Raw genomic sequence first — 21190 nt, forward strand, 5'->3', positions numbered from 1 at the left:
GAAGGAATCGAAGCAACTTATGCCGCAACGCAAGCAACAAACCGGGAAGAGACTGCAGCTGGTGTTCTGCTGGCACATGCACCAGCCGGATTACCGCGACTACCTCAGCGGTGAGTTCACTCTGCCGTGGACCTATCTGCACGCCATGAAGGATTACACCGACATGGCTTATCACCTGGAACAGCATCCGAAGGCACGTGCCGTGGTGAATTTCGTGCCCATCCTGGTCGAGCAACTGCAGGATTACGAGCAGCAGTTCCAGACGGGCGAGATACGCGACGGCCTGCTGAAGATGTTGTGCCGCGAGGACCTGGATGCGCTGGGCGATGCGGAGCGCCTGCACATCCTCGACAGCTGCTTCAAGAGCAACCACACCAAGATGCTGCAGCCCTATCGTGCCTACCAGCATCTGTTCGACTTGCAGAAGATGGTGGAGGAGCGTGGCCGCGAGAGCGTGACCTACCTCTCCGGCCAGTATCTGGCCGACCTGCTGGTGTGGTATCACCTGGTATGGACGGGGGAGAGTGTGCGCCGTGAGAACGAAGTGGTGGCGCGCCTGATGACCAAGGGGGCACAGTTCACGTTCGAGGAGCGCATGGAGCTGTTCAGGCTGATCGGCGAATTGATCGCCGGCATCATCCCTCGTTACCGTGCCTTGTCCGAGCGCGGCCAGATCGAGATATCGACCACGCCTTACAACCATCCCATCCTGCCCTTGCTGCTCGATTTCAAGACCGCGCGCGAGAGCGAGCCGGATGCGCCGCTACCGGGGGCCAACAATTATCCCGGCGGTCTGCGTCGTGCGCAGGCCCACCTGAACAGGGCGGTGGAAAGCCATCAACACAATTTCGGCAGCAAGCCTGCGGGGATGTGGCCGTCCGAGGGCAGTCTGTCGCGCGCTACGGTGAAGTTGCTGGGCGAACACGGTTGCCACTGGACGGCGACCGGTCAGGCGGTGCTGGCGCACAGTCTTCAGCGCGAGTTGAACGGTGCGCCGTTGCCGGACAAGTCCGAGTATCTGTACCAGCCCTATGTGCTGGAGGATGCAGGCAAGCCGGTGTACTGCTTCTTCCGCGACGATCATCTGTCCGATCGTATCGGCTTCGAATACGCGAAGTGGAAAGGCGACGATGCGGCTGCTGATTTCGTTCACCAACTGGAAGACATCTACAAGAATTCGCACGGCGAACACGACCCGGTCGTGTCAGTGATCCTGGATGGCGAGAATGCTTGGGAGTATTACCCCTACAACGGCTATTACTTCCTGTCGGAACTGTATGCGCTGCTGGAGGATCACCCGTACATCAGTACCACCACCTTCGACGAAGTGTCGCAAGCTCTGGATCAAGGCAAGAGCCGCAGCAGCTGCGGCAAGCTGAAACAGATGGTGGCCGGCAGCTGGGTGTACGGCACGTTCAGCACCTGGATCGGTTCGCCGGACAAGAACCGCGGCTGGGACCTGTTGTGCGAGGCGAAACGCAGTTATGACATCGTGGCCAACAGCGGTCGCCTGAATGCCGCCGAGCTCAAGCTGGCGACCGAGCAGCTGGCCGATTGTGAGGGCTCGGACTGGTTCTGGTGGTTCGGCGACTACAACTCGGCGCAGAGCGTCTCCTCGTTCGATGTGCTGTTCCGCAAGAACCTGAGCAACCTGTATCGCTTGCTCAAGCTGGAACCGCCGGTCGATCTGCAGCATGTGATCAGTGTCGGCGGCGGCTCGCCTGCGGCAGGCGGCACCATGCGCAGATCGGAATAAGGCCTTTCTAATCAATCCAATAATGATGCGCGGGAGAAAGGGGAGGGCGATTTGATAGAATCCCCGTCTCTCGCACCCTCCACTCAGCAGGAAACCCAATCGTGAACGCAGCCAGCAAGCCCTTCATCGAGAAACACCACAGCATCATGAGCATGCCCCCGCTGGGCAATGATGCGATCAGCGTCATGGAGGACTTCCGGCGCTATTTCAGCCACACCCTGGGCTGGGGCAAGGACACCATCTCGGGCTATCCCGTCTATTCCTCGCTGGCACACACGCTGCGCGACAGGCTGATCGAACGCTGGCGTCACACCCAGCGCGCGCATGACGAGACGGACTGCAAACAGGCCTATTACCTGTCGTTGGAGTTCCTGATGGGGCGCGCCATGGGCAACGCCATGCTCAATATGGATATGGAGCAGGAGACCGCCGACGCGATGCGCAATTTCGGCGTGATGCTGGAGGATGTGCAGGAGCAGGAGAGCGACGCGGGTCTGGGTAATGGCGGTCTGGGCCGTCTGGCCGCGTGCTTCCTCGACAGTTGCGCCACCCTGCAACTGCCGGTCACCGGCTACGGCCTGCGCTACGAGTATGGCATGTTCCGCCAGCGCATCGAACACGGCAGGCAGGTGGAGGATCCGGATCACTGGCTGCGCAACGGCAATCCGTGGGAAGTGGAACGTCCCGAGCATGCGGTGCGCGTCAAGTTCGGCGGCCGCAGCGAGATGTTCACCGATATGTCCGGCAAGTTGCACGTGCGCTGGGTGGATACGCAGGACGTGATGGCGCTGCCGTTCGACATGCCCATCCCCGGTTACCGCAACGGCACTGTGAACACGCTGCGCCTGTGGAAATCCACGGCGACCGAAGAGTTCAATCTGGAAGAGTTCAACGCCGGCAGCTACACCGAGGCGGTGGCCGCCAAGAACGCGGCGGAGCACATCACCATGGTGCTGTACCCCAACGATGCCAGCGAGAACGGCAAAGAGTTGCGTCTGCGCCAGCAATATTTCCTGGCTTCGGCCAGCTTGCAGGACATCCTGAACCGCTGGGTGCGCAGGCACGGCCAGGACTTCAGACAGTTCGCCGAGAAGAACGCTTTCCAGCTGAACGACACCCATCCCACCTGTGCCGTGGCGGAGTTGATGCGCCTGCTGATGGACGAGCACGGCCAGTCCTGGAACGATGCATGGCAGATCACCTCGCAGACTATGGCCTACACCAACCACACCCTGCTGCCGGAGGCGCTGGAGAAGTGGTCGGTGGGCATGTTCGGCCGCCTGCTGCCGCGACTGCTGGAGATCATCTATGAGATCAATGCCCGTTTCATGGAACAGGTCTCGCTGCGCTGGCCGGGCGACGTGGCGCGCCAGCGCCGCATGTCCATCATCGAGGAAGGCGATGTGCCGCAAGTGCGCATGGCCTATCTGGCCGTGGCGGCCTGCCATTCGGTGAACGGCGTGGCCGCGCTGCATTCCGCATTGCTGCAGCAGAACCTGTTCCGCGACTACTACGAGATGTGGCCGGAGAAGTTCAACAACAAGACCAACGGCGTGACACCGCGCCGCTGGATGGCTTCCAGCAACCCCGAGCTGAGCGCGCTGATCGACCACACCATCGGTGATGCATGGCGCACCGACCTGTCGCAATTGCAGGGGCTGCGCGAATTCGCCGACGACAAGACGTTCCGCGGCAAATGGCGCAGCATCAAGCACAATAACAAGCAGCGTCTGGCCGAGATGGTGTTGCGCGACTGCGGGGTCGAGTTCGACACCTCGGCGCTGTTCGATGTGCAGGTCAAGCGCATCCATGAATACAAACGCCAACTGCTCAACGTGCTGCATGTGATCCATCTGTATAACCGCATCAAGCGCGGTGATACCGGCGACTGGACACCGCGTTGCGTGCTGATCGGCGGCAAGGCTGCACCGGGCTACGCCATGGCCAAGCAGATCATCCACCTGATCGGCGCGGTGGCCGAGGTGGTCAACCAGGATCCCGATACCAAGGGGCTGCTGCAACTGGCATTCCTGCCCGACTATCGCGTATCCGCTATGGAGGTGATCTGCCCGGCAGCGGAGCTATCGGAGCAGATATCGACTGCGGGCAAAGAGGCTTCGGGTACCGGCAACATGAAGTTCATGATGAACGGTGCCCTGACCATCGGCACGCTGGACGGCGCGAACATCGAGATCCGCGAAGAGGCGGGCGACGACAACTTCTTCCTGTTCGGCCTGACCGCCGAGGAGGTCGAGGCGACCCGCGGACATTACGATCCGGCGGCCATCGTGGCGGCAGACGCGGACCTGAAGCGCGTGGTCGACCTGCTGTGCTGCAACCATTTCAACCTGTTCGCGCCCGGCCTGTTCCAGCCCATCGTGGATGCCATCCTCAATCCGCACGATCCCTGGCTGACCGTGGCCGATTTCCGCAGCTATGTGGATGCCCAGCAGCGTGTGGCCGATGTCTACCGCGACCAGGATGAATGGACCCGCATGAGCATCATCAACACCGCGGCCAGCGGCAAGTTCTCCAGCGACCGCACCATCATGGAGTACAACCGCGATGTGTGGGGCTTGTCGCACATCCCGCCGCACGAGGGGTGATGCCGGGAAGGTCGTTTCATCCGCTTTGATGTATCATTCGCGGCGACTCTATCGTCGCATGTCTCCCTATATTCGAAGGAATCAGTATGTCTAACGTAGAAACCCTGACCGGCCTGCAGCGCCGTCTGACCGCAACCATTCCCCAGCAGCAGATCCGTAGCGAGGTCGAGAGCCGCCTGAAACGCCTGGGGCGCACCGCCAAGGTCGCCGGCTTCCGTCCCGGAAAGGCACCGATCAAGGTGCTGGAGCAGCAATATGGCGATTCGGTGCAGCAGGAAGTGCTGGGAGAATCCCTGCAGCGTTCGTTCGCCGAGGCTGCCATCGCCAACAAGCTGGATGTGGCCGGTTATCCCGAGTTCGAGATCAAGACCACCGACTTGAAAGCGCCGGAGATCGAGTTCAGCGCGACATTCGAGGTCTATCCGCAAGTCATCATCGGCGACATCTCCGGCGAAAGCCTGACCCGCGTCTCGTTCACCCTCAGCGAGGATGATGTGGCTGACACCATCGCCACCCTGCGCAAGCAGCGTGCGGTTTACAAAGCCGTGGATCGTGCCGCGCAGAAGGACGACCAGATGCTCATCGATTTCACCGGTACGCTGAACGGAGAACCGTTCGAGGGCGGTTCCGCCAAGGACTTCAAGGTGCTGCTCGGCTCCGGCCGTATGCTGGCCGACTTCGAGAACGCCCTCATCGGGTGCAAGGCGGGCGAGACCAAGTCCTTCGACATGACCTTTCCGGCCGATTACCACGGCAAGGATGTGGCAGGAAAAAAAGTCACCTTTACCGTCACGGTGCATAAAGTCGAAGAGCCGCAACTGCCTGAAGTCGATGCAGCATTCGTCAAGTCGGTCGGCGTGGCGGACGGGGATGTGGAGAAGTTCAAACAGGAGATTCGCGACAATGTCGGTCGTGAAGCACAGCGCCGCGTCAAAGTGCGCAACAAGGAAAGCGTGATGGCGGTGCTGCTCAAGGTGGCCAAACTGGAAGTGCCGACCTCACTGCTGCAGGGCGAAGCACAGCGCCTGATGGAGCAATCCATGCGCGATATGGAAGCGCGCGGCATGAAGATCCCCAAGGGCATGAAGCTGCCGGCGGAGATGTTCCTGGAGCGTGCCGAGTCCCGTGTGAAGCTTGGCCTGATTCTTGCTGAACTCGTCAAGCAACAGGACCTGAAAGCCAAGCCGGAGCAGGTCGAGGCTTTGATCGAGGAATATGCGCAGAGCTTCGAGCGTCCGGACGAGGTGCGTCGCTGGTACCGCGCCGAACCTGCGCGCATGCAGGAGATCGAGAACCTGGCGCTGGAAGACAACGTGGTCGCCTGGGTGATGGCGGGTGCCAAGGTGACCGAGCAGCAGGTGAAACTGAACGAACTGATGGGGAATTGATATGACGTACGGCGCACTCGGCGGCATGATGGAACCGCAGGATTCGGGCCTGGTCCCGATGGTGGTAGAGACCAGTGGTCGTGGCGAGCGCGCCTACGACATCTATTCGCGCCTGCTCAAGGAGCGCATCATCTTCCTGGTCGGTCCGATCAACGATCATGTGGCCAATCTGGTGGTGGCGCAGCTGCTGTTCCTGGAATCGGAGAATCCGGAAAAGGACATCCATCTGTACATCAATTCTCCCGGCGGCTCGATCTCTGCCGGGATGGCGATCTACGATACCATGCAGTTCATCAAGCCGCAGGTCTCCACCATGTGCATAGGCATGGCCGCCTCGATGGGGGCTTTCCTGTTGCAGGCGGGCGAAAAGGGGAAGCGTTACGCGCTGCCCAACTCGACCGTGATGATCCACCAGCCGCTGGGCGGATTCCAGGGGCAGGCGAGCGATATCGAGATCCATGCCAAGTACATCCTCAGCCTGCGCGAACAACTGTACAAGTTGATGGCAGAGCACACCGGTCGCAGCGTGGAGGAGATCGCCCGCGACAGCGAGCGCGACAACTTCCTGCCGGCGCAACAGGCGATGGAGTATGGTTTGATCGACAAGGTGCTGGATAAACGGGCTTGATAGGGCACGCTGCCGCATGTCAGGTATGGAGGTGAAGAGATGACATCTGAAAAGAACAAGGGCGAGAAGCTGCTGTATTGCTCCTTCTGCGGCAAGAGCCAGCACGAGGTGAAGAAACTCATCGCCGGACCGTCGGTGTTCGTCTGCGACGAATGCATCGCGCTGTGCAACGACATCATCCGCGAGGAGACGCAGAACGCCATCGGCAGCGAGAGCGCCGAGAAGAAGGATCTCCCGACCCCGCACGAGATCTGCGCGCGCCTGGACGAATATGTGATCGGCCAGCCCATGGCCAAGAAGATCCTTTCCGTGGCGGTCTACAACCACTACAAGCGCCTGAATCACAAGAATGACGACGGTGTCGAATTGTCCAAGAGCAACATCCTGCTGATCGGACCGACCGGTTCCGGCAAGACGTTGCTGGCGCAGACGCTGGCGCGGTTGTTGAACGTGCCGTTCGTGATGGCCGATGCCACCACGCTGACCGAGGCAGGCTACGTCGGCGAGGACGTCGAGAACATCATCCAGAAGCTGTTGCAGGCCTGCGATTACGACGTGGAGAAGGCGCAGCGCGGCATCGTCTACATCGACGAGATCGACAAGATCTCGCGCAAGTCGGACAACCCGTCCATCACCCGCGACGTGTCGGGCGAGGGCGTGCAGCAGGCGTTGCTCAAACTGATCGAGGGCACCAAGGCCTCCATCCCCCCGCAGGGCGGGCGCAAGCACCCGAACACCGAGTTCCTGCAGGTCGACACTTCCAACATCCTGTTCATCTGCGGCGGCGCGTTCGACGGTCTGGAGAAGGTGATCCGCAACCGTTCCGAGAAGGCTGGTATCGGCTTCTCCGCCAACGTGACCAAGCGCGACGACAACAAGGATGTGGGCAAGACGTTCAGTCTGGTCGAGCCGGAAGACCTGATCAAGTTCGGTCTGATCCCCGAATTCGTGGGTCGTCTTCCGGTGGTCGCGACCCTGGAAGGGCTGGATGAAGCGGCACTGGTCCAGATCCTGTCCGAACCCAAGAACGCGCTGACCAAGCAGTACCAGAAGTTGTTCGCGATGGAAGGCGTCGACCTCGAGTTCCGCGAAGGCGTGCTGAACGCCATCGCGAAGAAGGCATTGGCGCGCAAGACCGGCGCACGCGGTCTGCGCTCCATCCTGGAGCTGGCATTGCTGGACACCATGTTCGATCTGCCGACCGCGGAGAACGTGGATAAAGTCGTGCTGGACGAGAACGCTGCCGGCGAGATCCAGCCTATCGTGATGTACGCGGACACCCCGAAAGCTGCATGAATCCCATGTGATGGGCGGGGTTGATTTATCAGGCCCCGGCCCAATGTGGCGGACACAACCTTTATAGCGAAGTGATGCCATGACCGAACTCGAAAACAAACCTCCTTCAGACCAGTACCCGCTGCTGCCTTTGCGCGATGTGGTGGTGTTCCCGCACATGGTCATCCCCCTGTTCGTCGGTCGTGCCAAGTCCATCAAGGCGCTGGAAGCGGCGATGGAAGCGGGCAAGAGCATCGTGCTGGTGGCGCAGAAATCCGCTGCCAAGGACGAGCCGGCCACCGAGGACATCTACCGCATCGGCAGCATCGCCAACATCCTGCAGATGCTCAAACTGCCCGACGGCACGGTCAAGGTGCTGGTGGAAGGCACCCAGCGAGCGCGCGTGATCGACGTGTTCGATGACAAGTCGCATCTGGACGCCACCATCGAGGCGATCCCCGTGGACGAACATCCAGATAGCGAAGCCGAAGCGATGCGCCGCGCGCTGATCAGCCAGTTCGACCAGTACGTGAAGCTGAACAAGAAGATACCGCCCGAGATCCTGACCTCGCTGGCGGGTATCGACGATGCCGGCCGCCTGGCCGACACCATCGCCGCCCATCTGCCGCTCAAGCTGGAACAGAAGCAGGAAGTGCTGGAGATCTTCGACGTGCGCAAGCGCCTGGAGCATCTGCTGGGCCTGCTGGAAGCCGAGCTGGACATCATGCAGGTGGAGAAACGTATCCGCGGCCGCGTGAAGCGCCAGATGGAGAAGAGCCAGCGCGAGTACTACCTGAACGAGCAGGTCAAAGCCATCCAGAAGGAACTGGGCGAGGGCGAAGACGGTGCCGATATCGAGGAAGTGGAGCGCAAGATCAAGGCGGCGCATATGCCGAAAGACGCGCGCGCCAAGGCCGAAGCCGAGCTCAAGAAGCTCAAGCTGATGTCGCCCATGTCCGCCGAGGCGACCGTGGTGCGCAACTACATCGACGTGCTGATCGGTCTGCCGTGGAAGAAGAAGACCAAGATCGACACCGATCTCAAGCATGCGGAGGACATCCTGGAAGCGGACCACTACGGTCTGGAAAAGGTGAAGGAACGCATCGTCGAATATCTGGCCGTGCAGCAGCGCGTGGACAAGATGAAGGCACCCATCCTGTGCCTGGTGGGCCCGCCCGGCGTGGGCAAGACCTCGCTGGGGCAATCCATCGCGCGTGCCACCAACCGCAAGTTCGTGCGCATGTCGCTGGGCGGCGTGCGCGACGAATCCGAGATCCGCGGTCACCGCCGTACTTACATCGGTTCCATGCCGGGCAAGATCCTGCAGAACATGAGCAAGGTCGCGGTGAAGAACCCGCTGTTCCTGCTGGATGAAGTGGACAAGATGGGCATGGACTTCCGTGGCGACCCGTCGTCGGCGCTGCTGGAAGTGCTCGATCCCGAGCAGAACCATACCTTCGTCGATCACTATGTCGAGGTCGAGTACGACCTGTCCGATGTGATGTTCGTCGCTACCTCGAACAGCATGAACATCCCCGGCCCGCTGCTGGACCGCATGGAGGTGATCCATGTGTCGAGCTACACCGAGGACGAGAAGGTCAACATCGCCACACGCTATCTGCTGCCCAAGGCGATCAAGAACAGCGGCCTGAAACCGGAGGAGGCCAGCGTCTCCGAAAGCGCGATCCGCGACATCCTGCGTTACTACACGCGCGAGGCAGGTGTGCGCGGACTGGAACGCGAGCTGTCCAAGATCTGCCGCAAGATCGTCAAGGCGCTGCTGATCAAGGGCGAGGCGAAGAAGGTCACGGTCACCGCGCGCAATCTGGACAAGTATCTGGGTGTGCGCCGCTACAGCTACGGCATCGCCGAGAAGAACAACCAGGTCGGCCAGGTAACCGGTCTGGCCTGGACCGAGGTCGGCGGCGAGCTGCTGACCATCGAGACCGCCGTGCTGCCGGGCAAGGGCAAGACCACTACCACCGGCAAGCTGGGCGAGGTGATGCAGGAGTCCATCCAGGCGGCATTGAGCGTGGTGCGTCGCCGTGCGCGCACGCTGGGCATCGCGGACAACTTCTACGAGAAGAAGGACCTGCACATCCACCTGCCGGAAGGCGCGACACCCAAGGACGGCCCCAGTGCCGGCATCGGCATCTGCACCGCCATGGTGTCCGCGCTGACCGACATCCCGGTGCGTGCCGATGTGGCGATGACAGGCGAGATCACTTTGCGCGGTGAGGTGTTGCCGATCGGTGGCTTGAAAGAGAAGTTGCTGGCGGCACAGCGCGGCGGCATCAAGGTGGTGCTGATTCCCGAAGAGAACGTGAAGGACCTGGTGGAGATACCGGACAATGTGAAGAACAAGCTCGATATCCATCCGGTGAAGTGGATCGAGCAGGTGCTGGAGATCGCGCTGGAACGCAAGCCAGAGCCGTTGCCGGAGACTGCTGTGGACAGCGCGGCACCGGCCATCGTCGACGCCGCAGCACCGGTCGCAGTCAAGCATTGATGTATCGAAAACGCGGCGGCGAGTCGATCGCCGCCGCGTTTTTTTTGTCAGCACGAACGAATGGAAGTTTTTTTGTCCGGGGCCGTTGGCAAAAAGCAAAGTTTCTGTATAATGCGCCGCTTTCCAAGGGTGCTTAGCTCAGCTGGTAGAGCACCGCCCTTACAAGGCGATGGTCGGCGGTTCGATCCCGTCAGCACCCACCAGTAATGGAAATCGCAGCAAAGGTTTTTGGAGTGGTAGTTCAGTTGGTTAGAATACCGGCCTGTCACGCCGGGGGTCGCGGGTTCGAGTCCCGTCCACTCCGCCAACAAAAAAAGGCGAACGAAAGTTCGCCTTTTTTCATTTCTGGTGCAAAATCCGCATCCGACTTTTGAAACAGGTATACAGGTACAGTTATGTTCGATTTTGTGCATGAAAGAAAGCGCGTGGTTCAGGTCGTGCTGGCGCTGATTATTTTGCCTTTCGCCTTGTGGGGGCTGGATTCATACCAGAACTCCGGCGATGTCGGCGTGGTTGCGACGGTGAACGACACCAAGATCGGTCAGGCAGAATTCGAGGATGCGCTGATGCAGCAGCGTCGTCGCATGCAGGAACTGGCCGGCGAGAATTTCGATCCCGCCTTGTTCGACCGCCCCGAGATCAAGCGCTCCGTGCTGGAGGGGCTGGCCACCCAGCATCTGTTGCTGGCGAACGCGAAGGAAGCCGGGCTGACGGTGAGTGACGAGCAGATCGCCCAGATCATCGCCGGTGTCGGCGCATTCCAGAAAGACGGTCGTTTCGACAAGCAGATGTACGAAGCCGCCCTGCGTGCACAAGGCATGACACCGCAGCTGTTCGAATATCGTGTGCGTCAGGACATCCTTAATCGCCAGCTGACCGATGTCTATGCCCAGAATGGTTTCGCCGCCGATACGACGGCGGACACGCTGATCCGCCTCAATGAGCAGCAGCGTGTGGTTTCGGTTGCCACGCTCGCGATGGACGCCTTCCTGAAGGGCGTTTCCGTGGCCGATGCCGAGGTGCGGAAGTATTACGAGCAGAATCCGCAGCAGTTCGAGTTGCCGGAGCGCGCGCAGGTCGACTACGTGGTGTTCTCGGCCGATGCATTGGCGGACAAGATCGATCCAGCGGCTGCCGAGGTGAAGTCCTACTATGAGGAGCATCTGGCGGAGTTCAGCACGCAGGAGCAACGTCAGGCTGCCCACATCCTGATCGCGGTCCCCACACAGGCTGGCGACGCGGAAAAACAGGCAGCCAGACAGCAGGCTGAACAATTGCTGGCCGATGTGAAGTCTGCCCCCGCGAAGTTCGCGGCATTGGCAAAGGAACATTCGCAAGATCCTGGTTCGGCAGCGAACGGCGGTGATCTGGGCATGTTCGCGCGCGGCATGATGGTCAAGCCGTTCGACGATGCCGTGTTCTCCATGCAGGTCGGCCAGATCAGCGACCTGGTGCAGACCGATTTCGGTTATCACATCATCAAGGTGACAGCGATCAAGCCGTCCAGGGCACAGCCTCTGCAGGAAGTGAGCGCGCTGATCGAGCAGCGTCTGCGCGCGCAACATGCGGCAGACCGTTTCGCCGAACTCGCGGAACGTTTCAACGATACCGTGTATGAGCAGAGCGACAGCCTGAAACCGGCGGCAGAACTGGTCGGTGCCAAAGTGGTGTCGGGTCAATGGCTGAGCCGTGACCAGCAACCGGGCGAGCTGTGGACGGCCAAGGTGCTGGAGGCGGTGTTCTCAGAGGATGCGGTGAAGAACAAGCGCAACACGGCAGCGGTCGAAGTGAAGCCGAACACCCTGCTGGCCGCGCACGTCACGGATCATCAGCCCGCTTCGGTGCGTCCGTACGAGGAAGTCGCTGGCGGCATCCGCAAACTGCTGCAACACCGGGCCGCACTGAAGGCAGCAGAAGAGCAGGGCAAACTGACATTGGCTGGCTTGCAGGCTGGCGAGAACAAGAAGCTGGTCTGGAAGACCGGTCTGAAGCTGTCGCGCGCGCAGCGTTCCGATCTCGATCCGGCCCTGCAGCAACAGATATTCCTGGCCGATACCGGCAAGCTCCCGGCCTATGTGGGTGTGGTCGATGTGAAGAGCGGCTATGTCATCGCGCGCATCGACTCGGTCAAGGATGTCGAGAGTATCGACCCGGCCAAGCGGGAACGCTACACGCAGCAGATGCGTCAGGTCACCGGTGAAGCGCTGCTGTCCGCCTTTCTGGCCGAGGCCAAGGCTGGCGCGGATATCACGCTGAAGGCTTTTGCCGACGAGGGCGAGAAATAGTCGTTTCTGGAGACTCAAGCGAAACGCCGCTCAACGAGCGGCGTTTTTCATTGTACAAAGCCTTTTGCGATGGGGGTCAAGGGGCTCCGCATCGGGCGGACGCTATCGTATATAATCCCGCGTTCTTTTTTACTGAGCCTGGCCTGCTGCAACCATGCAAGCGTCCCCGAAACTGGAAGTGATTGATCTGGCCTGTGAACGCGGCGACCATCGCCTGTTCAGTGGCCTCAGCTTCACGCTCTCCGGCGGTGAGCTGATGCAGGTGCAAGGAGAGAACGGCAAGGGCAAGACAACTTTGCTGCGCGCGCTGTGCGGCTTCGTGCAACCGGTGGCCGGTGCGGTACATTGGTGCGGGCGCAACGTCGAGGAATGTGATGAGGATTTCCATGCGCAGACGTGTTACCTCGGGCACCTGAATGCGATCAAGGATGAGTTGAGCGCGCTGGAGAACCTGCTGCTGACGGCAGGGCTGGCTGGTGTGAAACTCACCGAGAAAACGGCACTGGATGCGTTGCGCCGTATGGGCCTGCGCCGCAGGGAATATCTGCCGGTGCGCGTGCTGTCGCAGGGCCAGCGCCGCCGTGTCGCGCTGAGCCGTTTGCTGGTGGTCGATGCCGCATTGTGGATACTGGACGAGCCCTTGACCGCACTCGATGTGGGGGCAGTCGACCTGATGCAGGAACTTATCGGAGAACATCTGTCGAACGGCGGCATGACGATATTCACCACGCATCAACCTTTGCATGTGGCGGGTATCGAGACGCGGGAGTTGTTGCTGTCATGATGAGCCGTCTCACCGTGTTCGGTCTGTTGGGGCTGGTGATCAAGCGCGATCTGTTGCTGGCGATGCGTCGCCGTGCGGACGTGTTGACCACGCTGATCTTCTTCGTGATGGTGGTCAGTCTGTTCCCGCTGGGTGTGGGGCCGGAGCCGGACATGTTGCGCAAGATGGCGGGCGGTGTGTTGTGGGTCGCCGCGCTGCTGGCCTCGATGCTGTCGCTACCGCGCATGTTCTCTGCGGACCATATCGACGGCACGCTGGAGCAGATGATGCTGGTACCGCAATCGCTGACCGTGATGGTGCTGGGCAAGATCGTCGCGCACTGGATGCTGTCCGGTCTGCCGCTGGTGCTGATCGCACCGGTGCTGGGTCTGCAGTTCGACATGCCGGCCGATGCGATCGGTGTATTGATGCTGGCTTTGTTGCTGGGTACGCCGGTGCTGAGCATGATAGGCGCGGTCGGCGCGGCGCTGACGCTGGGCTTGCGCGGCGGCGGTGTACTGGTGTCGTTGCTGGTGTTGCCGTTGACCATCCCTGTGCTGATCTTCGGCGCGGGCGCGGTCGAAGCAGTGAGTGGTGGTATGGACGCTGCATCCAACCTGTCGTTGCTGGGTGCGTTCTTGTTGTTTGCGCTGGTGTTCTCGCCCTTTGTGGCGGCCCAGGCGCTGCGGATTTCGATGGAGTGATGAAGATTGGCGATCAACTGGTTTAAATATTCTGCCCCCTCCACCTTCTATGGTCTGGCGGGAAAACTGACTCCCTGGTTCGCGTGGCCCGCAGCATTGTTGTTCGCCGTCGGACTATACATCGGCTTCTTCGTCGCGCCGACCGACGCGATACAGAGCGAGGCCTACCGCATCATCTTCATCCATGTGCCGGCCTCCATCCTGTCCATGTTCATCTACCTCATCATGGCCGGCTATGCTGCGCTCGGTCTGATCTTCAAGACCCGGCTCTCCGCCATGATGGCCTCCGCGCTGGCGCCGACCGGCGCGCTGTTCGCCTTCATCTCGTTGTGGACCGGCGCACTGTGGGGCAAGCCGATGTGGGGCGCGTGGTGGGTGTGGGATGCTCGCCTGACTTCCGAACTGATCCTGCTGTTCCTCTATCTCGGCTTCATCGCCCTGCAGGCCTCCATCGAAGACCCGCGCCGCGCGGACAAGGCAAGCGCCTTGCTCGCCATCGTCGGCTCGGTGAACGTGCCCATCATCTATTACTCGGTGCAATGGTGGAACACCCTGCATCAGGGTGCGACCATCAAGATGACCGGCACCAGCATGCATGTCGCCATGCAGCAGGGCATGTTCCTGGTGCTGGCCGCCTGCTGGCTGTATGCCATCGCCGTGGCGTTGACGCGCGTGCGCAGCATCATCCTGGAGCGTGAAGCGAACACGCAGTGGGTCAAGGAATTGCCGGAGGTTAAGCAATGAGCATGAGCGAATTCTTCTACATGAACGGTTACGCGTTCTACGTCTGGGGCTCCTATGGCGTGACGCTGCTGGTGCTGCTGATCGAGATCGCCATGGTAAGGCACAGAAGGAAACTGGCACTGCGCCAGTTGCGTTTGATGAACGAAAGCGGGGACGAGTGATGACACCGAGACAAAAACGACTGGCCTGGATACTGGTGGGCGTCGCCCTCGTGGCTGCAGCGGTGGGGCTGGTGCTGTTCGCGCTGAAGAACAACGTCAGCCTGTATTTCACGCCGACCCAGGTCTACAACAAGGAAGCGCCGCAGGAACGCAACTTCCGTATCGGCGGCATGGTGGAGGAGGGCAGCGTACAGCGTCAGAAAGACGGGCTGACCGTGCACTTCAAGATCACTGACACGGCCAATGCCATGGAAGTCGAATACAAGGGCATCCTGCCAGATCTGTTCAAGGAAGGTAAAGGCGTGGTCGCACAGGGCAAGCTGAATGCCGACAACGTGTTCGTGGCCGAGGAAGTGCTGGCCAAGCACGATGAGAACTACATGCCGCCCGAAGCGATGCACGCCATCGAAGAAGCGCAGAAAGCCAAAGCCGCCGAGACGGCCGCAACCCCCTCGCAAGCCAAATAACCCGGAAAGCCCAGCATGATTCCAGAGATCGGTAGTTTCGCCCTCGTCGTCGCACTGTTCATCGCCATCGTGCAGGGCATATTGCCCATCCTCGGTGCCGCGCGCGGCAACGAAGTGTTGATGGGTACGGCGCGCACGTTGGCGACCGGGCAGTTCGTGTTCGTCGGCATCGCCTTCGCCTGCCTCACCTACGCCTTCATCGCCAACGACTTCTCTGTGCTGTATGTCGCGCAGCATTCCAACTCGCAACTGCCGGTCGCCTATCGCGTGGCGGCAGTGTGGGGCGGCCACGAAGGTTCGCTGCTGCTGTGGGCCTTCATCCTCACGCTGTGGACGGTCGCCGTCGCGGCCTTCAGCAAGCACCTGCCGCTGGAGATGGTGGCGCGCGTGCTCGGCGTGATGGGACTGGTCTCGGTCGGCTTCCTGCTGTTCATGCTGTTCACCTCCGATCCGTTCGACCGCCTGTTGCCGGCCGCACTGGACGGTCGCGACCTGAACCCGCTGCTACAGGACCCCGGTCTGGTGATCCATCCGCCCATGTTGTACATGGGCTACGTCGGCTTCTCCGTGGCGTTCGCCTTCGCGCTGTCCGCATTGCTGGGCGGCAAGCTCGATTCCACCTGGGCGCGCTGGTCGCGACCGTGGACCACCGTGGCTTGGGTGTTCATGACCATCGGTATCGCACTCGGCAGCTGGTGGGCGTATTACGAACTGGGCTGGGGTGGCTGGTGGTTCTGGGACCCGGTCGAGAACGCCTCCTTCATGCCCTGGCTGGTCGGCACCGCGCTGATCCACTCGCTGGCGGTCACCGAGAAACGTGGCGCGTTCAAGAGCTGGACCGTGCTGCTCGCCATCGCCGCGTTCTCGCTGTCGCTGCTGGGCACCTTCCTCGTGCGTTCCGGCGTTCTCACCTCGGTGCATGCCTTCGCCACCGATCCCGAGCGCGGTGTGTTCATCCTGACCTTCCTGGTCGTGGTGATCGGTGCCTCGCTGCTCCTGTTCGCCTGGCGTGCGCCCAAGGTCGGACTGGGTGGCAAGTTCGACATCGTCTCGCGTGAATCCATGCTGCTCTCCAATAACGTGCTGCTGTCCGTGGCTTCCGCCTCGGTGTTCCTCGGCACGCTGTATCCGCTGTTCATGGATGCGCTCGGTTTCGGCAAGCTGTCGGTCGGTCCGCCGTACTTCAATACCGTGTTCGTGCCGCTGATGGTGCCGCTGGTGATGATGATGGGTCTGGGTCCTGTGGCCCGCTGGAAGAAAGCCAGCCTGCCCGACATCTGGCAGCGCGTACGCTGGGCACTGGCTGCCAGCATGGTGATCGCTATCGTCTTGCCGTTGGTGATGGGCGAGTGGACACCGCTGATCGGTCTGGGCATCCTGCTGGCGGCCTGGGTCATCACCACCGCGCTGGCCGACCTCAAGCGTCGCATGGGGAGTGAAGGCAGCTTCCTGCAGCGCCTGAAGACACCCACGCGCAGCTATTACGGCATGCAACTGGCGCATATCGGTATCGCCGTGTTCATCATCGGCGTCACGCTGGTGAAAGGCTACGAGAGCGAGCGCGACGTGCGCATGGACGTGGGCGACACGCTGACTACCGGCGGCTACGTGTTCCGCTTCGACGGCGTGACCGAAGAAGAAGGCCCCAACTACGTCGCCGCACGTGGCATCGTCAGCGTCAGCAAAGACGGCAAGCCGGTGACCGTGCTGCACCCCGAGAAACGCCAGTACAACGCATCAGGCATGCCGATGACCGAAGCGGCAATCGACACCGGCTTCCTGCGCGACCTGTACGTGTCACTGGGCGAGCCCATCCCCGACAGCGAAGCGTGGGCGGTGCGTATCTATCTCAAGCCATTCGTCGACTGGATCTGGGCTGGTTGCCTGCTGATGGCGCTGGGCGGCCTGCTCGCCGTGACCGACCGCCGCTACCGCATCAAAGGGCGCAAGGCACAGACTGTCGCCACTGAAAACAAGGAGCAGACAGCATGAACCGTTTCATCTGGCCGCTGGTCATCTTCGTCGTTCTGGCCGGCTTCCTCTACGTCGGCCTCGGCCTCAACCCGCGCGAAGTCCCGTCTCCGCTGGTCGGCAAACCCGCGCCGGCATTCACCCTGCCGCAATTGCACGATGAGCAGAAGACCTTCTCGCCGGCCGACATGAAGGGCCAGGTGTGGCTGCTCAACGTGTGGGCCTCCTGGTGTGTGTCCTGCCGCGAAGAACATCCGGTGCTGATGGAACTGGCGCAACGGAACATCGTCCCCATCTACGGCCTCGACTACAAGGACAAGCCGGAAGATGGCAAGCTGTGGCTGGCGCGTGGCGGCGATCCCTACGTGCTGAGCGTGATGGACCGCGAAGGCCGCATCGGCATCGACTACGGCGTGTACGGCGTGCCCGAGACCTACGTCATCGACAAGCAAGGGATCATCCGCTACAAGCACATCGGTCCGGTCACCCAGCTGAGCCTGATCGAAAAGATCCTGCCACTCGTCGCGGAGCTGCAAAAGAAATGAAAAAACTCTTGATCCTGATGTTCTGCCTGTTGCCCGTGTTCGCCCATGCCGGTGAGGCACAAGACATGGCCAAAGACCCCGTGCTGGAAAAACGCATGATCGGCCTGGCCGAAAAACTGCGCTGTCTGGTATGCCAGAACGAATCGCTGGCCAGCTCGCATGCCGATCTGGCTGAAGACCTGCGCCGCGAAGTGCGCGAGCTGATGCAGAAGGGCATGAGCGACCAGGAGATCATGGACTACCTGGTCGCCCGCTACGGCGACTTCGTGCTGTACCAGCCGCCGGTGAAGAGCTACACCATGCTGCTCTGGTTCGGCCCGTTCGCCCTGTTGCTGGTCGCCGGCCTCGGCCTGCTGTTCCAGCTGCGCAAGCGCCGCGAGACCGTGCCCGAAGCGACCCTCACTCCCGAGGCGCACCAACGCGCCGCCGCCCTCCTTAACGAAGAAGAAAAATCATGACCCTGTTCTGGATACTCTGCACGGCGCTGGTCGCCCTCGGCATCGCCTTCATCGTCTATCCGCTCTGGCGCGGCGCCCCCAAGCGCAACGACGTCGCGCGCGATGCCGCCAACCTCGAGATCCTGCGCGACCAGATCGCCGAGATGGATGCCGACCTGAAGAACGGTCTGCTCACGCCCGAGCTGTACGAGCAGGGCAAGCGCGAACTGGAAACGCGTGTGCTGGAAGAGGTTGTGCCAGCCGGAGAGCAGGCTCCTGCGGGCAGCCCGAACAAGACGCTGGCCATCGTGCTGGCCGTGCTGCTGCCGATCATGTCGGTCGGCATCTATCTGGTGGTGGGGGACGTCGGTGCACTGTCGCCCGCCAACCCGCATGCCGGCATGAGCGCGGGCGGCGAAGTGCGTACCGACACCGGCATCAGCGCGCTGGAGAAACGCGTCGAAGAGAACGACCAGGACGGCGAAGCGCTGGTGATGCTGGCGCGCAGCTACATGGAAGTCGACCGTTTCGCCGACTCCGCCAAGGTCTACGCCAAGCTGGTCAAACTGATCCCGGACGAAGCCTGGGTATGGGCCGACTACGCCGATGCACAGGCGATGGCCTTTGGTCAGACCCTGCGTGGCAAGCCTACCGAGTTCATCAACAAGGCACTTCAGCTCGACCCCAACCACATGAAGGGTCTGGCGCTGGCCGGTTCCGCCGCCATGGAACGCGGCGACTTCGCCGACGCCATCAAGCACTGGGACAAACTGCTCAAGCAGTTGCCGCCGGGAAGCGAGGACGCCATGGCCATCCAGGGCGGTATCAACGAGGCACGCCAATTGTTGTCGCACATGAAGAGCGGCGGCAAGACCGCGCCGACGCTGGAACAGATCGCGCCGCCCGAGCAGATGGCACCCGCAGCCGGCAAGGAACGCATCACCGGCCGCGTCACGCTGGATGCCGCACTGCAAGGCAAGTACAGCCCGGACGACACCCTGTTCGTACTGGCACGCGCCGCCGAAGGCCCCAAGATGCCGCTCGCCATCCTGCGCATGCGTGTGGCCGACCTGCCGCTGGACTTCGAGCTGGACGACAGCATGGCGATGGCCCCGCAGATGACACTGTCCGCCTTCGACCAGGTCGTGATCGTGGGCCGGATCTCCAAGTCCGGCACCGCCATGCCGCAGGCGGGCGACGCGGAAGGTTTCAGCGTCACGGTCAAGCCGGGCACGAAGAACGTGAAGCTGAAGATCGACCGCGTCGTGCAATAGGTTGTGAATGCGCCGCGAAGAAGCCGCCCCGATCTTCCGGTGCGGCTTTTTTGTTGGCGGTAACCATATAAGGAGCGTGATATGAGATCGAAACTGCTTGCAACTTGCCTGACCGCTGCCATGTTGCTGTGGCAATCGACCGCCGCCGCACAACCCTTGCAGACCGTCCCCGAAGTCGACCTGCAACGCTACCTCGGTCGGTGGTACGAGATCGCCAGCATCCCGCAATTTTTCCAGCGGCAATGCGTGGGTGATGCCATGGCCGAATATGCGCAAGCCGGCGCAGACATCGCCGTCACCAACAGTTGCCGCACAGAGAACGGTGAACGCTCGGTGGCGCAGGGGCGGGCGAGGGTGGTCGATGCGGCCAGCCGCGCCAAACTCGAAGTGACCTTCGTCAAACTGTTCGGCTGGCTCTACCTGCTGGGCGGCGACTACTGGGTGATCGACCTTGCATCCGACTATCGCTACGCCGTGGTCGGCCATCCCGACCGCGACTACGCCTGGATACTGTCCCGGCAGCCCGCGCTAGCGATGCCGGACCTGATCGCCATCGAACAGCGTCTGCGCGAGAACGGTTACGACAGTTGCGCGTTGCTCACCTCCGTCCAGACCGGCGGCATCTCGGAGAAGATGCCGCTGTGCAAGGTTGCTGGAAGTGGTAGGGCGCAATAACGCTCTCCTGAGCTTGCCGAAGGGCGCAGGGCATTGCACCGTATGGGAGAGATCAAAACATCCGGTGCAATGCGCTGCGCTTATTGCACCCTGCGCGGGCTAAATCGGGTGGCTTAATCTTTGCACTTAACGAAGATGCTGCGACTTACGAACATGCCAACTTGACTGACATATGTACCATTAGCACTGGTAGTAGTGGCGCTTGCGCTACCCGAACTGTATGCAAACGGAATTGCCTCCCCTTCGCGGTTCAGTAAAACGTAACCTTTTGAGCCACAAACCTCCCCCGCTTTTTGAAAGCATTTTGAAATGCTGTTGGCACTACCGTCGCAACTGATATTGTGGCCTATTGAACCGTCTGGTAGGTACATGTCCTTGGAAGTGGCGCAGCCACCAAGGCCAAGAACTAACATGATCAACAGTATTTTGATACGCATTTGATTGTCTCCTATTAAGTTTGGAATTTGCAAAGCAGCATAGCCATCTAAGAATTTGTTCAATAAAAGCTACCGGCGAAGGCTTTCGATGAGATGCCATGATGACTTTCCGGGAAGACGACATTCCCAAAAACGCCAACCATTAACTGGGTTTCCAGTAATAGCGACTGCAGCAGCAGACGGAGAGTCATAGCGTTTCCCATTTACGACAAGGGCTCCCTTGTCAATGTAGCCAGTACGAATTTTTCCTTTGTAGGTGGCTCGAAATTCAGTGCCGGCGGGGAAGTGCACTCCTTTAGCAGTCCAATCGTCTGGAGATGGGTCGGACGACTTCTTTGCAGAGTTTGTGTTGCTTGGCTCTAAACCAAGCAGTTCACGAATTACGTCGTTGTAGCTAACCTCTTCAGTTGCCCTACGAACTGTAAGCTGCTTGAAAACATCAAAATCGACTTCAATGGTGTGCATGGTTTGCTCCTAAAAAAATTGCCCAACCCAATCGTCGGATGCTAGGAGAACTATAGTGCTAAAATAACTTCTTGCCAAGCATTGCCCGCGCTAAATTTGT

19 protein-coding genes and 2 tRNA genes are annotated in these 21190 nt (G+C 60.7%); 19 read left to right on the top strand and 2 right to left on the bottom strand.

The window, feature by feature from the left end:
• Positions 1–19: 19 nt before the first annotated feature.
• The 19 genes from ACYPYQ_RS05200 to ACYPYQ_RS05290 all read left to right on the top strand — a co-directional run bounded on the left by ACYPYQ_RS05200 (position 20) and on the right by ACYPYQ_RS05290 (position 20188).
• Positions 20–1756, top strand: a complete 1737-nt coding sequence (locus ACYPYQ_RS05200) for a glycoside hydrolase (protein WP_459720777.1) — start codon at positions 20–22, stop codon at positions 1754–1756.
• Positions 1757–1857: 101 nt separating this feature from the next.
• On the top strand, positions 1858–4362 hold the full coding sequence (locus ACYPYQ_RS05205; RefSeq protein ID WP_459720779.1) for a glycogen/starch/alpha-glucan phosphorylase: 2505 nt from the start codon (positions 1858–1860) through the stop codon (positions 4360–4362).
• 86 nt (positions 4363–4448) lie between these two features.
• Positions 4449–5750, top strand: coding sequence for a trigger factor (gene tig, locus ACYPYQ_RS05210; protein WP_459720782.1), 1302 nt, complete (start codon positions 4449–4451; stop codon positions 5748–5750).
• Between the two features lies 1 nt (position 5751).
• Positions 5752–6378, top strand: a complete 627-nt coding sequence (clpP, locus tag ACYPYQ_RS05215) for an ATP-dependent Clp endopeptidase proteolytic subunit ClpP (RefSeq protein ID WP_459720785.1) — start codon at positions 5752–5754, stop codon at positions 6376–6378.
• A gap of 39 nt (positions 6379–6417) precedes the next feature.
• Positions 6418–7674: an ATP-dependent Clp protease ATP-binding subunit ClpX gene (gene clpX / locus ACYPYQ_RS05220; RefSeq protein WP_459720788.1), complete on the top strand. Its 1257-nt coding sequence runs from the start codon at positions 6418–6420 to the stop codon at positions 7672–7674.
• A 79-nt stretch (positions 7675–7753) separates the two neighbouring features.
• Positions 7754–10162 carry an endopeptidase La gene (lon, locus tag ACYPYQ_RS05225; protein WP_459720791.1) on the top strand — a complete coding sequence of 803 codons (2409 nt, stop codon included), beginning with the start codon at positions 7754–7756 and terminating at the stop codon, positions 10160–10162.
• Between the two features lie 127 nt (positions 10163–10289).
• A tRNA-Val gene (locus ACYPYQ_RS05230) sits at positions 10290–10365 on the top strand.
• Positions 10366–10392: 27 nt separating this feature from the next.
• Positions 10393–10469, top strand: a tRNA-Asp gene (locus ACYPYQ_RS05235).
• Between the two features lie 88 nt (positions 10470–10557).
• Positions 10558–12447, top strand: coding sequence for a SurA N-terminal domain-containing protein (locus ACYPYQ_RS05240; protein ID WP_459720793.1), 1890 nt, complete (start codon positions 10558–10560; stop codon positions 12445–12447).
• A 154-nt stretch (positions 12448–12601) separates the two neighbouring features.
• A complete protein-coding gene (gene ccmA / locus ACYPYQ_RS05245) occupies positions 12602–13231 on the top strand; it encodes a cytochrome c biogenesis heme-transporting ATPase CcmA (RefSeq protein WP_459720796.1) in 630 nt (209 codons plus the stop codon).
• Entirely contained in the window at positions 13231–13914 is a 684-nt protein-coding gene (gene ccmB, locus ACYPYQ_RS05250) for a heme exporter protein CcmB (protein ID WP_459720799.1), read from the top strand. The genes ccmA and ccmB overlap by 1 nt, the downstream gene beginning before the upstream one ends.
• Positions 13915–13920: 6 nt before the next feature.
• Positions 13921–14658 (top strand): heme ABC transporter permease CcmC, encoded by a 738-nt coding sequence (gene ccmC, locus ACYPYQ_RS05255; RefSeq protein WP_459720802.1) that lies wholly within the window; start codon positions 13921–13923, stop codon positions 14656–14658.
• Positions 14655–14819 (top strand): heme exporter protein CcmD, encoded by a 165-nt coding sequence (ccmD, locus tag ACYPYQ_RS05260; RefSeq protein WP_459720804.1) that lies wholly within the window; start codon positions 14655–14657, stop codon positions 14817–14819. The genes ccmC and ccmD overlap by 4 nt, the downstream gene beginning before the upstream one ends.
• Entirely contained in the window at positions 14819–15286 is a 468-nt protein-coding gene (gene ccmE, locus ACYPYQ_RS05265; RefSeq protein WP_459720807.1) for a cytochrome c maturation protein CcmE, read from the top strand. Before ccmD ends, ccmE begins: the two co-directional genes overlap by 1 nt.
• Positions 15287–15301: 15 nt before the next feature.
• The gene (locus ACYPYQ_RS05270) at positions 15302–17278 is read left to right on the top strand and encodes a heme lyase CcmF/NrfE family subunit (protein WP_459720810.1); all 1977 of its coding nucleotides are present in this window, start codon (positions 15302–15304) and stop codon (positions 17276–17278) included.
• Complete coding sequence (locus ACYPYQ_RS05275; protein ID WP_459720813.1) at positions 17275–17802, top strand: DsbE family thiol:disulfide interchange protein; 528 nt, start codon at positions 17275–17277, stop codon at positions 17800–17802. Before ACYPYQ_RS05270 ends, ACYPYQ_RS05275 begins: the two co-directional genes overlap by 4 nt.
• The gene (locus tag ACYPYQ_RS05280) at positions 17799–18260 is read left to right on the top strand and encodes a cytochrome c-type biogenesis protein (RefSeq protein WP_459720816.1); all 462 of its coding nucleotides are present in this window, start codon (positions 17799–17801) and stop codon (positions 18258–18260) included. The genes ACYPYQ_RS05275 and ACYPYQ_RS05280 overlap by 4 nt, the downstream gene beginning before the upstream one ends.
• Positions 18257–19513, top strand: coding sequence for a c-type cytochrome biogenesis protein CcmI (gene ccmI, locus ACYPYQ_RS05285; RefSeq protein WP_459720818.1), 1257 nt, complete (start codon positions 18257–18259; stop codon positions 19511–19513). The genes ACYPYQ_RS05280 and ccmI overlap by 4 nt, the downstream gene beginning before the upstream one ends.
• Before the next feature lie 81 nt (positions 19514–19594).
• Positions 19595–20188, top strand: a complete 594-nt coding sequence (locus tag ACYPYQ_RS05290) for a lipocalin family protein (protein WP_459720821.1) — start codon at positions 19595–19597, stop codon at positions 20186–20188.
• Positions 20189–20301: 113 nt separating this feature from the next.
• Here the strand turns inward: ACYPYQ_RS05290 and ACYPYQ_RS05295 are convergent, their stop codons facing one another.
• Both ACYPYQ_RS05295 and ACYPYQ_RS05300 read right to left on the bottom strand, forming a co-directional pair.
• A complete protein-coding gene (locus ACYPYQ_RS05295) occupies positions 20302–20625 on the bottom strand; it encodes a hypothetical protein (protein ID WP_459720825.1) in 324 nt (107 codons plus the stop codon).
• Positions 20626–20694: 69 nt separating this feature from the next.
• Complete coding sequence (locus tag ACYPYQ_RS05300; RefSeq protein WP_459720828.1) at positions 20695–21090, bottom strand: DUF4357 domain-containing protein; 396 nt, start codon at positions 21088–21090, stop codon at positions 20695–20697.
• Positions 21091–21190 lie beyond the last annotated feature (100 nt).

This window comes from Sideroxyarcus sp. TK5 (assembly GCF_054601595.1).

Bases quoted from the DNA above. Each gene is read 5' to 3' on its own strand.
- ccmE (WP_459720807.1), top strand. From the start codon at position 14,819: ATGACACCGAGACAAAAACGACTGGCCTGGATACTGGTGGGCGTCGCC.
- clpX (WP_459720788.1), top strand. From the start codon at position 6,418: ATGACATCTGAAAAGAACAAGGGCGAGAAGCTGCTGTATTGCTCCTTC.
- ACYPYQ_RS05300 (WP_459720828.1), bottom strand. From the start codon at position 21,090: ATGCACACCATTGAAGTCGATTTTGATGTTTTCAAGCAGCTTACAGTT.
- clpP (WP_459720785.1), top strand. From the start codon at position 5,752: ATGACGTACGGCGCACTCGGCGGCATGATGGAACCGCAGGATTCGGGC.
- lon (WP_459720791.1), top strand. From the start codon at position 7,754: ATGACCGAACTCGAAAACAAACCTCCTTCAGACCAGTACCCGCTGCTG.
- ACYPYQ_RS05240 (WP_459720793.1), top strand. From the start codon at position 10,558: ATGTTCGATTTTGTGCATGAAAGAAAGCGCGTGGTTCAGGTCGTGCTG.
- ACYPYQ_RS05275 (WP_459720813.1), top strand. From the start codon at position 17,275: ATGAACCGTTTCATCTGGCCGCTGGTCATCTTCGTCGTTCTGGCCGGC.
- ccmD (WP_459720804.1), top strand. From the start codon at position 14,655: ATGAGCATGAGCGAATTCTTCTACATGAACGGTTACGCGTTCTACGTC.
- ccmA (WP_459720796.1), top strand. From the start codon at position 12,602: ATGCAAGCGTCCCCGAAACTGGAAGTGATTGATCTGGCCTGTGAACGC.
- ACYPYQ_RS05295 (WP_459720825.1), bottom strand. From the start codon at position 20,625: ATGCGTATCAAAATACTGTTGATCATGTTAGTTCTTGGCCTTGGTGGC.
- ACYPYQ_RS05290 (WP_459720821.1), top strand. From the start codon at position 19,595: ATGAGATCGAAACTGCTTGCAACTTGCCTGACCGCTGCCATGTTGCTG.
- ACYPYQ_RS05280 (WP_459720816.1), top strand. From the start codon at position 17,799: ATGAAAAAACTCTTGATCCTGATGTTCTGCCTGTTGCCCGTGTTCGCC.
- ACYPYQ_RS05200 (WP_459720777.1), top strand. From the start codon at position 20: ATGCCGCAACGCAAGCAACAAACCGGGAAGAGACTGCAGCTGGTGTTC.
- ccmB (WP_459720799.1), top strand. From the start codon at position 13,231: ATGAGCCGTCTCACCGTGTTCGGTCTGTTGGGGCTGGTGATCAAGCGC.
- ACYPYQ_RS05270 (WP_459720810.1), top strand. From the start codon at position 15,302: ATGATTCCAGAGATCGGTAGTTTCGCCCTCGTCGTCGCACTGTTCATC.
- ccmI (WP_459720818.1), top strand. From the start codon at position 18,257: ATGACCCTGTTCTGGATACTCTGCACGGCGCTGGTCGCCCTCGGCATC.
- tig (WP_459720782.1), top strand. From the start codon at position 4,449: ATGTCTAACGTAGAAACCCTGACCGGCCTGCAGCGCCGTCTGACCGCA.